The organism is Yinghuangia seranimata (assembly GCF_029953285.1).
GTDB classification, from domain to species: Bacteria; Actinomycetota; Actinomycetes; order Streptomycetales; family Streptomycetaceae; genus Yinghuangia; species Yinghuangia seranimata.
The window spans coordinates 47290-59854 of record NZ_JASAOI010000022.1; the positions used below are offsets into that span (position 1 = coordinate 47290).

At 73.5% G+C, this 12565-nt stretch carries 9 protein-coding genes; all 9 read left to right on the forward strand.

Annotation, left to right across the window (positions count from 1 at the left end; genetic code table 11):
- Positions 1-34: 34 nt before the first annotated feature.
- The 9 genes from QI554_RS14680 to proB all read left to right on the forward strand — a co-directional run bounded on the left by QI554_RS14680 (position 35) and on the right by proB (position 12557).
- Entirely contained in the window at positions 35-1960 is a 1926-nt protein-coding gene (locus QI554_RS14680) for a TIGR03960 family B12-binding radical SAM protein (protein WP_281470105.1), read from the forward strand.
- A 100-nt stretch (positions 1961-2060) separates the two neighbouring features.
- Entirely contained in the window at positions 2061-2291 is a 231-nt protein-coding gene (locus tag QI554_RS14685) for a type II toxin-antitoxin system HicB family antitoxin (protein ID WP_281470107.1), read from the forward strand.
- 458 nt (positions 2292-2749) lie between these two features.
- Positions 2750-4504: a hypothetical protein gene (locus tag QI554_RS14690; protein ID WP_281470109.1), complete on the forward strand. Its 1755-nt coding sequence runs from the start codon at positions 2750-2752 to the stop codon at positions 4502-4504.
- A gap of 104 nt (positions 4505-4608) precedes the next feature.
- Positions 4609-5418 carry a TIGR03936 family radical SAM-associated protein gene (locus tag QI554_RS14695; protein ID WP_281470111.1) on the forward strand — a complete coding sequence of 270 codons (810 nt, stop codon included), beginning with the start codon at positions 4609-4611 and terminating at the stop codon, positions 5416-5418.
- Between the two features lie 134 nt (positions 5419-5552).
- Complete coding sequence (locus QI554_RS14700; RefSeq protein WP_425527977.1) at positions 5553-9029, forward strand: Rne/Rng family ribonuclease; 3477 nt, start codon at positions 5553-5555, stop codon at positions 9027-9029.
- Positions 9030-9222: 193 nt separating this feature from the next.
- The gene (rplU, locus tag QI554_RS14705; protein ID WP_281470115.1) at positions 9223-9537 is read left to right on the forward strand and encodes a 50S ribosomal protein L21; all 315 of its coding nucleotides are present in this window, start codon (positions 9223-9225) and stop codon (positions 9535-9537) included.
- A gap of 5 nt (positions 9538-9542) precedes the next feature.
- A complete protein-coding gene (gene rpmA / locus QI554_RS14710; protein ID WP_235058254.1) occupies positions 9543-9797 on the forward strand; it encodes a 50S ribosomal protein L27 in 255 nt (84 codons plus the stop codon).
- Positions 9798-9896: 99 nt separating this feature from the next.
- Positions 9897-11336, forward strand: coding sequence for a GTPase ObgE (gene obgE, locus QI554_RS14715; RefSeq protein ID WP_281470120.1), 1440 nt, complete (start codon positions 9897-9899; stop codon positions 11334-11336).
- Between the two features lie 90 nt (positions 11337-11426).
- Positions 11427-12557 (forward strand): glutamate 5-kinase, encoded by a 1131-nt coding sequence (proB, locus tag QI554_RS14720; RefSeq protein WP_281470122.1) that lies wholly within the window; start codon positions 11427-11429, stop codon positions 12555-12557.
- Positions 12558-12565 lie beyond the last annotated feature (8 nt).

Below are 12565 nucleotides of genomic sequence, written 5' to 3' on the forward strand. Positions count from 1 at the left end.
GGCTGTTCCCCCATCCCCTCCCGGAGGATGCACCATGTCTGTCGAGTCGGTGTTCCCGCGCCTGGAGCCGCTGCTGCCGCGCGTGCAGAAGCCGATCCAGTACGTCGGCGGCGAGCTGAACTCGACCGTGAAGGACTGGGACGCGGCGGCCGTCCGCTGGGCCCTCATGTACCCCGACGCGTACGAGGTCGGCCTGCCCAACCAGGGCGTCATGATCCTGTACGAGGTGCTCAACGAGGTCGCGGACGTCCTCGCCGAGCGCACCTACGCGGTGTGGCCCGACATGGAGAAGCTCATGCGCGAGCACTCCGTGCCCCAGTTCACCGTCGACGCGCACCGCCCCGTCGGCGCGTTCGACGTCTTCGGCGTGAGCTTCTCGACCGAGCTCGGCTACACCAACCTGCTCAACGCGCTCGACCTCGCGGGCATCCCGCTGGAGGCCAAGGACCGCGGCGCCGACGACCCGATCGTGCTCATCGGCGGCCACGCCTCCTTCAACCCCGAGCCGATCGCCGACTTCATCGACGCCGCCGTCGTCGGCGACGGCGAGCAGGCCGTGCTCCAGGTCACCGACGTGATCCGGGCCTGGAAGGCCGAAGGCCGCCCCGGCGGGCGCGACGAGCTGCTGTTCCGCCTCGCCGCCACCGGCGGCGTGTACGTGCCGCGCTTCTACGACGTCGACTACCTCGACGACGGCCGCATCCAGCGCGTCGCGCCGAACCGCTCCGGCGTGCCGTGGCGGGTGTCCAAGCACACCGTCATGGACCTCGACGAGTGGCCGTACCCGAAGCAGCCGCTGGTGCCGCTCGCGGAGACCGTCCACGAGCGCATGTCCGTCGAGATCTTCCGCGGCTGCACCCGGGGCTGCCGGTTCTGCCAGGCCGGCATGATCACCCGCCCGGTCCGCGAGCGCAGCATCACCGGCATCGGCGAGATGGTCGAGAAGGGCCTCAAGGCGACCGGCTTCGAAGAGGTCGGCCTGCTGTCCCTCTCGTCCGCCGACCACTCCGAGATCGCCGAGGTCGCCAAGGGCCTCGCCGACCGGTACACCGAGGACAAGATCGGCCTGTCGCTGCCGTCGACCCGCGTCGACGCGTTCAACATCGACCTGGCCAACGAGCTGACCCGCAACGGCCGCCGCAGCGGCCTGACGTTCGCGCCCGAAGGCGGCAGCGAGCGCATGCGCAAGGTCATCAACAAGATGGTCAGCGAAGAGGACCTGATCCGCACCGTCGCCACCGCGTACGGCAACGGCTGGCGCCAGGTGAAGCTGTACTTCATGTGCGGCCTCCCGACGGAGACGGACGAGGACGTGCTCCAGATCGCGGAGATGGCCAAGAAGGTCATCGCCAAGGGCCGCGAGGTCTCCGGCAGCCGCGACATCCGCTGCACGGTGTCCATCGGCGGCTTCGTGCCCAAGCCGCACACGCCGTTCCAGTGGGCGCCGCAGCTCGACCACAAGACGACCGACGAGCGCCTGCAGAAGCTGCGCGACGTCATCCGTGCCGACAAGCAGTACGGCAAGTCGATCGGCTTCCGCTACCACGACGGCAAGCCGGGCATCGTCGAGGGACTGCTGTCCCGCGGCGACCGCCGCGTCGGCAAGGTCATCCGCGCGGTGTGGGAGGACGGCGGCCGCTTCGACGGCTGGAGCGAGCACTTCAGCTACGACCGCTGGATGCGCTGCGCCGACAAGGCCCTCGCCGACGACCCGGTCGACGTCGACTGGTACACCACCCGCGAGCGCGACTGGAACGAGGTCCTCCCCTGGGACCACCTCGACTCCGGCCTCGACAAGGACTGGCTGTGGGAGGACTGGCAGGACGCCCTCGACGAGGTCGAGGTCGAGGACTGCCGCTGGACCCCGTGCTTCGACTGCGGCGTCTGCCCGCAGATGGGCACCGAGATCCAGATCGGCCCGACCGGCCAGAAGCTGCTGCCCCTGTCGGTCGTGAAGTAGCCCCGACGAGCCCCCCGGGCCCGGAGACCACCCGCAAGGGAGGCCTCCGGGCCCGTTCGTTTCGCCGCCTGCGGACACGCGACGGCCGTAGGTTGAGGCCGTGCACGACCGCGAGCTGGACTTGACGGTGGTCCTGTCGTATGAGGACCCGTGGTGGGTGGCACGCTGCCTCGACGTCGAGGTGACGAGCCATGGCCGCACGAAAACCGAGGCGCTCGCCATGGTGCGCGAGGCGCTCGAGCTGTTCTTCGAGGACAACGCGAACACCGTGCCGCCGGCGCCGCTGATCGAGCCGCGCATCGAGCGCCTGCGTGTGCGGGTCCCCACGTGAGCCCGGTGCCCCGTTGGTGCGCGACGTCTCCGGAGCGCCGTCGCGGCCCCGACCGCATCGTCGCGGAGGCAGCGGCGCTTTGGGGACCGTGGCCGGGTGGGGGGCGTCCTGCCGGGTGCCAGGGGTTCCGGGGGAGGGCGCATGGCCGTGGAGGACCAGGACGGAGGCGCACGCGGGGAGCCGTCCCCTGCGGTGGAGCCCGTCGGCCTCGTCAAGCCCCTGTACCCGTCGCCCCCGCCGAGCCGGTCGGCCTCGTCGAAGCCGTCGAGCCCGTCCAGCCCGTCCAGCCCGTCGCGGGCGAGCGGGGCGATGCGGAGCGGGTCGACCCCGTAGCGCCGTCGCAGTTCCAGCCACATCGCGGCGGTGGGGCAACCGTCGCATAGGCTGCGGCGCTTTGGGGGAACCGTGGCCGGGCGGGGGGCGTCCTGCCCGGTGCCAGGGGTTCCGGGGGAGGGCGCATGGCCGCAGGGGAGCAGGACAGAGGCGGACAGGGGGAGCCTGTCGCGGCCGAGCGGGGCGATGCGGAGCGGGTCGACCTCGGCAAGCCGGGGGCCGGGGAGCCGTCCCGGGTCGTGGAGCCCGTCGATCTCGGCAAGCCTGTCGACCACGTCGAGCCCGTTGACCTGACTGAGCCTGTCCAGCACGTCGAGCCCGTCGATCTCGTCAAAACCGTCGAGCCCGTCCAGCAGGTCGAGCCTGTCGGCCTCGTCGAAAGCGGCCGGCCCGTCGAGCCCGCGGCGCAGAACGCGCCCGCGTGGCTGGTCTGGCCGCTTCGGGTCGTCGCCATCATCGTCGTCGTGCCCGTTCAGCTGGTGCGCGCGTTTGCTCTCGCCCTCGGGAAGGCGGCCAAGCGCGTCGGGCGGGTGCTCTGGGCCGGGCTCGTCTGGCCGTTTCGGCAGGTCGGGCGCGGGCTGGTCCGGGTCGGGCGGAAGGCGGCCGCGCCGCTGAAGGCGTTGGGGCGGTTGGTCGTCCGGGGCCTCAAGGCGCTCGGGCGCGGGGTCGCGTGGCCGTTCCGGCGGCTCGGGGCCGCGCTGCGGTGGCTGGGCCGGTGGATCGCCCGGGGTCTCCGGGCGCTCGGGCGTGTGCTGCGGGTTCTGGCCCGTGGTCTCGTCTGGCCCCTGCGGCGGCTTTGGCTCGGGCTGCGGTGGCTCGGGCGCTGGATCGGGCGGGGGTTCGCCGCCGGGTTCCGGGCGTTCGGGCGTGGGCTGAAGGTCGTCGGCCGGGTGCTGCGCGTGCTGGTGCGCGGCTTCGTCTGGCCGCTCCGGCGGCTCTGGCGTGGGCTGCGGTGGCTCGGGCGGGCGTTCGCGCGGGGGCTGGCGGCGTTCGGGCGGCTGCTCCGGCGGCCGCTCTCGTGGCTCGCGCGCGGGCTGCGGCGGTTCGGCCGCGGGCTTCGGCGCGCCATGTCGGCGCTCGTGACGATGTTCGCGTGGTTTCTCTCGTTCCTCGTCGGTGTTGTGCGGTGGCTCTGGCGGGATGTGGTTGTCCGCTCGGTCCGTGCGCTCGCGCGGCCTGCGGTGTTCCTCGCCCGCGGCCTCGCCCGGCTCGCCCGAGCCACCGCCGTCGGGCTCGGGCACGTGCTGCGTTGGACGTGGCGGGTCGTCGTGTGGCCGTTCACTCGTGTGGGGCTCGCGCTTCGCTGGTTGGGACGAAATCTGCGGCCGCCGCTGGCGTGGGCCGCGCGTGCCGCCGCCCGGCTCGGCGTGCTGGTCGCGGGTGTCCTGGTCTGGCCGTTCGTCCGGCTCGGCCGGGGCGTCAAGTGGGGCGGCGGCCGGCTGCGTCGCGGCCTGGGCGCCACGGCGCGGGTCGTCGGCGGCGCCTTGCGGTGGAGCGCCCGCGTCGTGTGGCGCGTCCTGTGCTTCCTCGGCCTGGTCCTCGCCTGGCCGTTCGTGGCCGCGTGGCGGTACGTGCTGCGTCCGGTCCTGCGTGCCGCGCGGGACGCGCTGCGCTGGGCCGGCCGGCTCCTGCGGGCCGGGCTGCGCGCGCTGGCCAGGCCGTTCGTCGCGCTGTACCGCCAGGTGCTGACCCCGGTCGGCCACGCGGTGCGTGACGCGGCCCGCGCGGTCGGCCGCACCTTCCGCCAGGTGTTCGCCGAGGCCGTCGCCGCGCTGCGCTCGGCGGGGAGCACCGTGCGGAGCTCCGTGAGCGAGGCGGGACGGAGCGTGCGCGCGACACTGCGTGACGTCCGGCGCGCCCTGCGTCGGGGCGGACGATGACACACCCATGACAGAAGGCCTCCCGCTCCCCGTACCCTGGAGCCAGAGCCATCCCGTGATCACACTGATCCCTACTTGAGGACTGAGCAGCCCTGGCACGCCGAATGCCCGAAGGACCGCCGCCCGCACCGGCCGTCCAGAAACTGCGCCTGCGTTACGCCAAGCGCGGCCGTCTGCGGTTCACCAGCCACCGGGACTTCCAGCGGGCGTTCGAGCGCGCGCTGCGCCGGTCCGAGGTGCCGATGGCGTACTCGGCCGGGTTCACCCCGCACCCCAAGGTGTCGTACGCGGGTGCCGCGCCGACCGGCGTGGCCAGCGAGGCCGAGTACCTGGAGCTGTCGGTGGCCCGCCGCTGCGAGCCGGCCGAGCTGTGCGCGCTGCTCGACGCGTCGCTGCCCCCGGGCCTGGACGTGCTGGAGGTCGTCGAGGCCGCCCCGGGCAACCTGGCCGAGCGGCTGCAGGCGTCGGTGTGGGAGATCCGGCTGCCCGAGGTCGAGCCGGAGACGGCCGCCAAGGCGGTCGCGGCGTTCATGGGCGCTGAGTCGGTCCAGGTCGAGCGGATGACCAAGAACGGCATGCGCACCTTCGACGCGCGGGCCGCGGTCGCGGCCCTGGACTCGCCCCTCGAGCGGGGCACACCGTCCGATGATGAGATTGACGCAGGTCACCCGGGTGTCGATGGGAGCGGCGACCGACCCTGTGCGATACTGCGACTGGTTGTACGGCACACCACACCCGCCGTCCGACCCGACGACGTTCTGTCCGGTCTTCGCTTGGTCGCCGACCTCGCGCCGCCCGTACCCGCCGCGGTGACCCGCCTGGCGCAGGGGCCGCTCGACGCCGAGACCGGTGCGGTGACCGATCCGCTCGCGCCCGAGCATGCGGTGACCTCGACGGGGAACGAGGAACTGTAGGCGGGCTGTGCTGCGGACCGAAGCAGCGGACCGTCGTCGACGTCTCGGCCCGGAACGACCGTGCCTGAGACGCATTCCGACAGACTTTCGTCGGCCCCGCCCGGTGCGGGGCCGGCGAGCGAGAACGAGCTTCTGTGCGGCGCCCTTTGTGGAGCGCCCGGAAGCGTGACGGGAGACAGACCCGCATGCTCGACAACGAGCCGAACGGTGTGGCATCCGATGATGCCCGTGGCCAGGGAGACCAGGCGCACGACACCGCCACTTCCAACGAGACCGTGACCGCCGCGGACACGGCCGGCGACCCCGCCGAGTCCGCCCCGGCACCGCGCCGGCGCCGTCGCGCCGCGACCCGCCCGGCCGGGCCGCCCGCGGCGAGCACCGAGCAGACCCCCGAAACCCCCGCGCCCGCCGCCGAGGAGCCGAAGGCCGACGAGCCGAAGGCGGAGGAGACGGCCCCCGCCGAGGAGCCCGCTCCCCGTCGGACGCGGCGTACCCGCAAGCGTGTGGCCGCCGAGCCCGAGCCGGAGCCCGCTGCCGAGGAGCCGAAGGCGGAAGAGCCCGCCGAGGAGCCCAAGGCGGAGGAGGCCGCCCCGGCCGAGGAGCCCGCCCCGCGTCGGACGCGGCGTACCCGCAAGCGTGTGGCCGCCGAGCCCGAGCCGGAGCCCGCTGCCGAGGAGCCGAAGGCGGAAGAGCCCGCCGAGGAGCTTGCGGCCGAGGAGGAGCCGGTCGAGGAGACCGCGCCCGAGGCCGAGGCCCCCGAGGCCGAGCCGGAGGCCGAACCCGAGCCGGAGCCCGCTCCCCGCGCGCGCCGTGCCGCGATCTTCCAGCCGCTGTTCCAGGCCCCCGACGCGACCGCGCCGGTGTTCGCCGCACCGTCCGCGCCGTCCGCGGCCGCCGCCGGGGACGAGGACGAGGAGCCGGCCGAGGAGCCGCGCACCCGTCGTCGCCGCACCCGCCGCAACCCGGCCGCCGAGGCCGCCGCGAGCATGGCCGGCGTCACCGTCGCCGGGCCGGGTGCCGCGCAGCAGGCCGTCGAGGACGAGCAGGAGGCGGAGGGCGAGGAGCACGACGCCGAGCTCGAGGCCGAGGGCGACGAGTCCGGCGACCGCCCGACCCGCCGTCGTCGCCGGGGCGGCCGTCGCCGGCGTGGCCGCGGCGAGGGCGAGCGCGCCGAGGGCGAGGAGTCCGAGGACGCCGACGAGGCGGGTGCCGAGGACGTCGACGAGGACGCTGAGGGCGCCGACGAGGACGAGGGCGAGGCCGGCAGCACCACGAGCCGCCGCCGTCGCCGTCGCCGCCGCCGGGACGGCGCCGAGGGCGACACCCCGTCCGCCGACGACCCCGAGCGCACCGTCGTCAAGGTCCGCGAGCCGCGCCGCCGCGGCGACCGTGCGACCGAGGGCGAGGACGCCGGCGACGGCGTGCAGAGCGTCAAGGGCTCGACCCGCCTGGAGGCGAAGAAGCAGCGCCGCCGCGAGGGCCGCGAGCAGGGCCGCCGACGTGTGCCGATCATCACCGAGGCCGAGTTCCTGGCCCGCCGCGAGGCGGTCGAGCGTGTGATGGTCGTGCGCCAGACCGGCGAGCGCACGCAGATCGGCGTGCTCGAGGACGGCGTGCTCGTCGAGCACTACGTGAACAAGGAGCAGGCGACCTCGTACGTCGGCAACGTGTACCTGGGCAAGGTGCAGAACGTGCTGCCGTCGATGGAGGCCGCGTTCGTCGACATCGGCAAGGGCCGCAACGCCGTGCTGTACGCCGGCGAGGTCAACTTCGAGGCCGGTTCGCCGCGCCGCATCGAGGCGGTCCTCAAGGGCGGCCAGTCGGTGCTCGTGCAGGTCACCAAGGACCCGATCGGCCACAAGGGCGCCCGGCTGACCAGCCAGGTCTCGCTGCCGGGCCGCTACCTGGTCTACGTGCCCGAGGGCACGATGACCGGCATCAGCCGCAAGCTGCCCGACACCGAGCGGGCGCGCCTCAAGACGATCCTGAAGAAGATCGTCCCCGAGGACGCGGGCGTCATCGTGCGCACCGCGGCCGAGGGCGCCAGCGAGGAGGAGCTGGCGCGCGACGTCAGCCGCCTGCAGGCGCAGTGGGAGGAGATCAAGAAGAAGGCCGCGACGGCGAACGCGCCGGCGCTGCTGTACGGCGAGCCGGACATGACGGTCCGGGTCATCCGCGACATCTTCAACGAGGACTTCACCAAGCTCGTGGTGTCCGGCGACGAGGCGTGGGAGACCGTCCACGACTACGTGTCGCACGTCGCGCCCGACCTGGCGCCGCGGCTGTCGAAGTGGTCGAGCGACGTCGACGTGTTCGCGACGTACCGCGTCGACGAGCAGCTGATGAAGGCGCTGGACCGCAAGGTGTGGCTGCCGAGCGGCGGCTCGCTGGTCATCGACCGCACCGAGGCGATGGTCGTCGTCGACGTCAACACCGGGAAGTTCACCGGCCAGGGCGGCAACCTCGAGGAGACCGTCACCCGGAACAACCTGGAGGCGGCCGAGGAGATCGTGCGCCAGCTGCGGCTGCGCGACCTCGGCGGCATCATCGTCATCGACTTCATCGACATGGTGCTGGAGAGCAACCGCGACCTCGTGCTGCGGCGCCTCCTGGAGTGCCTGGGCCGGGACCGGACCAAGCACCAGGTCGCCGAGGTGACGTCGCTGGGGCTGGTCCAGATGACCCGCAAGCGGGTCGGCCAGGGCCTGCTGGAGGCGTTCTCCGAGAACTGCGACAAGTGCAACGGCCGCGGTGTGATCGTCCGCATGGACACGCCCGAGGCCAAGCAGGGCGGCGGCTCCGGGCGTCGTCGGCGCGGCAAGGGCGGCCAGAACGGCAACGGCGCGGCCGCCGCCGAGCACACGCACGACGAGCACGAGCACGCCGAAGAGGCGGCTGAGGCCGTCGAGGTCATCGAAGCGATCGAGGCGGCCGAAGCGGTCGAGGCCGTGGAAGCGGCTGAGGCGGTCGAGGCGGTCGAGGCCGTGGAGGCGCCCACCGCCGCCGAGACCGCGGAGGCGGTCGCGGAAGCCGTCGCCGAGGCGGTCGAGGTCGTGGAGGCCGTGCAGGCGGTCGAGGCGGCCGAGGCCGAGCCGGCCGAGGCACCCGCCGCCGAGCCCGAGGCGGCCGCCGAAGGGACGGGCGAGGAGGCGGCCGAGGAGGCCGCAGCCGAGCCGGCCGCCGAGGAGGCGCCCGCCGAGGAGCCGAAGAAGAAGCGGGCCGCGCGTAAGACGGCCGCCACCAAGAAGACGGCGGCCAAGAAGACGACGACCGCCAAGAAGACCGCGGCGAAGAAGACGACCCGCAAGGCGGCGGCCGAGGCCGCCGCGGAGCAGCCGTCGGAGACGCCGGAGAAGGCGCCTGAGAAGGCGCCTGAGAAGGCGCCTGAGAAGGCGGCGGAGAAGGCGGCGGAGAAGGCGGCGGAGACGCCCGCCGCGACGCCCGAGGCCGCGCCGGAGCCCGCTCCGGCCCGGACCCGCAAGAGGGCGCCGCGCCGGGCCACCCGCCCGGCCGGCTCCCCGGAGGCGGCCCAGCCGGACGGCGCGTCCGGCAGCGGCTCGGACGGTGCGGAGACGGCTCCCGAGCCGGTTTCCGCGACCTCCCGCGGCTGACCGGCGGTACGGACAACGCCCTCGTCACCCCCGGTTTGACCCGGGGGTGACGGGATCCGTAGTCTTGACCCTCGGCATGTTTATGCCAAGCCCTTGAGCACCCCCCTCCCGGAGTCACTCCGGGGGAGGCCGCCCGGCATCGGTCGGGATCGGCTGGCGTCATGGGTTCCGATCGAACAGAGAGCGGGTTCGCGTGTACGCGATCATTCGCGCCGGTGGGCGGCAGCACAAAGTTGCCATCGGCGATGTCATTCAGGCTGACCGGGTCCAGAGCGCGGCCGGCGAGACCGTCGAGCTCCCCGTGCTGCTCCTGGTCGACGGCGAGGCCGTGACGAGCGACCCGTGGGTCCTCGCGGGTGTGAAGGTGACGGCCGAGGTCGTCGACCACACCAAGGGCAAGAAGATCGACATCCTGAAGTACAAGAACAAGACCGGCTACCGCAAGCGCATGGGTCACCGCCAGCAGCACACCCAGCTCAAGGTCGTCGGCATCGAGACTGGGAAGTAGGGGACATGGCACACAAAAAGGGCGCATCGTCCACCCGTAACGGCCGTGACTCCAACGCCCAGCGGCTCGGCGTGAAGCGTTTCGGCGGCCAGCTGGTCAACGCCGGCGAGATCATCGTCCGCCAGCGCGGCACGCACTTCCACCCGGGTGCCAACGTCGGCCGTGGCGGCGACGACACCCTGTTCGCGCTCTCCGCCGGTGCGGTCGAGTTCGGCACCCGTCGTGGGCGCCGCGTCGTGAACATCGTCCCGGCGGCCTGAAGGCCTGCCTAGGGACACCCTTGCTTGACCCCGAAGGCGGACCGGAAAGCCGGTCCGCCTTCGGGCTTTGTCGGTACCAACTCCTCTTGGAGGACCATCGTGACCACCTTCGTCGACCGCGTGGTGCTGCACGTCGCGGCCGGAAACGGCGGCCACGGCTGCGCCTCCATCCACCGGGAGAAGTTCAAGCCGCTCGGCGGCCCTGACGGCGGCAACGGCGGACGCGGCGGCGACGTGTCGCTCGTCGTCGACCCGAACGTCACCACGCTGCTGGAGTACCACCACTCGCCGCACCGCAAGGCGACCAGCGGCAAGCCCGGCGCGGGCGGCAACCGCAGCGGCGCCGACGGCGGCGACCTGGTGCTGCCGGTGCCCGACGGCACCGTGATCAAGCGCCTGCTGCCCGGCGGCAAGGAAGAGCTCGTCGAGGACCTCGTCGGCGTCGGCACCAAGTTCGTGCTCGCCCAGGGCGGCCGCGGCGGACTCGGCAACGCGGCGCTCGCGTCGCCGCGCCGCAAGGCGCCCGGCTTCGCGCTGCTCGGCGAGCCCGGCGGGGGCGGCGACTACGTCCTGGAGCTCAAGACCGTCGCGGACGTCGCGCTGGTCGGCTACCCGAGCGCCGGCAAGTCCTCGCTGATCGCGGCGCTCAGCGCGGCCCGCCCCAAGATCGCCGACTACCCGTTCACCACCCTGGTCCCGAACCTCGGCGTGGTCACGGCGGGCGACGTCGTCTACACCGTCGCCGACGTGCCCGGCCTCATCCCCGGCGCGAGCCAGGGCAAGGGCCTCGGCCTGGAGTTCCTGCGGCACGTCGAGCGCTGCAAGGCGCTCGTGCACGTGCTGGACTGCGCGACCCTCGAACCGGGCCGCGACCCGATCAGCGACCTCGACACGATCGAGGCCGAGCTGGCGGCGTACGGCGGCCTGGACGACCGGCCGCGCATCGTCGCGCTCAACAAGACCGACATCCCCGACGGCCACGACCTCGCCGACCTCGTGCGCGCCGAGCTCGAGGGCCGCGGCCTCAAGGTGTACGAGGTCTCCGCCGTCAGCCGCGCCGGCCTGCGCGAGCTGTCCTTCGCGATGGCCGGGCTGGTCCAGGCGGCGCGCGACGCCGCCCCGCCGGCCGAGGCGACCCGCGTCGTGCTGCGCCCGGCCGCGGTCGACGACAGCGGCTTCACCGTCACGCGGCGCGGCGACGCGTTCATCGTGCGCGGCGCCAAGCCCGAGCGCTGGGTGCGGCAGACCGACTTCTCCAACGACGAGGCGGTCGGCTACCTCGCGGACCGGCTCGCCCGGCTCGGTGTCGAGGAGGCGCTGTTCGAGGCCGGCGCCCGTCCCGGCGCCGAGGTGGTCATCGGCGACGACGAGACCGGCGTGGTCTTCGACTGGGAGCCGACCGTCGCGACCGGCGCCGAGATGCTCGGCCGCCGCGGCGAGGACCACCGCTTCGAGGAGCCGCGCCCGGCCGTGACGCGGCGCCGCGAGCGCGAGTCGATCCGCGGGCAGTACGAGGACTTCGACCCGTTCAGCGAGTAGCACGCCGCCGGCAGGGCACTGTCGGAACGCACCAACAGCTCGACGCAGCCTGTGTCCTGACGTGACGTCAGGGGAGTGGGAGTACGGCGCATGTCAGTCCCGGATCGGCGCGAGGACGTCACCTCCGCGCGCCGCGTCGTGGTCAAGGTCGGGTCGTCGTCCCTGACCACCGCCGCCGGCGGGCTCGACGCGGACCGTGTCGACGCGCTCGTCGACGTGCTCGCCGCCAAGCGGGCCGAGGGCACCGAGATCGTCCTCGTCTCGTCCGGCGCGATCGCGACCGGCCTCGCGCCGCTGGGACTCGACCGCCGACCGCGCGACCTCGCCACCGCGCAGGCCGCCGCGAGCGTCGGGCAGGGGCTGCTGGTCGCGCGCTACACCGCGTCCTTCGCGCGGTACGGGCTGCGGGTCGGCCAGGTCCTGCTGACCGTCGACGACATGACCCGGCGCGCGCACTACCGCAACGCCTACCAGACCCTCGACCGGCTGCTGACGCTCGGCGTCCTGCCCGTCGTCAACGAGAACGACACCGTCGCCACCGAGGAGATCCGGTTCGGCGACAACGACCGGCTCGCGGCGCTGGTCGCCCACCTGGTGCGGGCCGACCTGCTCGTGCTGCTGTCCGACGTCGACGGCCTCTACGACGGCGACCCGGCCAAGCCGACCTCCTCCCGGCTCGCCGAGGTGCGCGGCGCCGCGGACCTCGAGGGCGTCGAGATCGGCAAGGCCGGCAAGGCCGGGGTCGGCACCGGCGGCATGGTCACCAAGGTCGAGGCGGCGCGCATCGCCACCACCGCCGGCATCCCCGTGGTGCTGACCGCCGCACGGCACGCGTCCGAGGCGCTGACCGGCAAGGAGACCGGCACGTTCTTCCACCGCACGGGCGCACGCGGCGCCGACCGGCTGCTGTGGCTGGCGCACGCCACCACCGCGCGCGGCCGGCTCGTGCTCGACGCGGGCGCCGTCGGCGCGGTCGCGGAACGGCACAAGTCGCTGCTCCCGGCCGGGATCACGGCGGTCGAGGGCGGTTTCGCGGCGGGCGACCCGGTCGACCTTGTCGACGAAAACGGCAACATCATCGCCCGCGGACTGGTCAACTTTGATGCAAAGGAACTCCCCGGGCTCCTGGGCCGCTCCACCCACGAGCTGGCCCGGGAACTGGGACCGGCGTATGAGCGCGAGGTCGTGCACCGCGACGACCTCGTGCTGCTGCGCCGCTGACGTACGCG

What these genes read in the sequence shown, in the direction of transcription:
- QI554_RS14680 (WP_281470105.1), top strand. Translation starts at nt 35, where the DNA reads ATGTCTGTCGAGTCGGTGTTCCCGCGCCTGGAGCCGCTGCTGCCGCGC.
- QI554_RS14690 (WP_281470109.1), top strand. Translation starts at nt 2,750, where the DNA reads ATGGCCGCAGGGGAGCAGGACAGAGGCGGACAGGGGGAGCCTGTCGCG.
- QI554_RS14695 (WP_281470111.1), top strand. Translation starts at nt 4,609, where the DNA reads ATGCCCGAAGGACCGCCGCCCGCACCGGCCGTCCAGAAACTGCGCCTG.
- rpmA (WP_235058254.1), top strand. Translation starts at nt 9,543, where the DNA reads ATGGCACACAAAAAGGGCGCATCGTCCACCCGTAACGGCCGTGACTCC.
- proB (WP_281470122.1), top strand. Translation starts at nt 11,427, where the DNA reads ATGTCAGTCCCGGATCGGCGCGAGGACGTCACCTCCGCGCGCCGCGTC.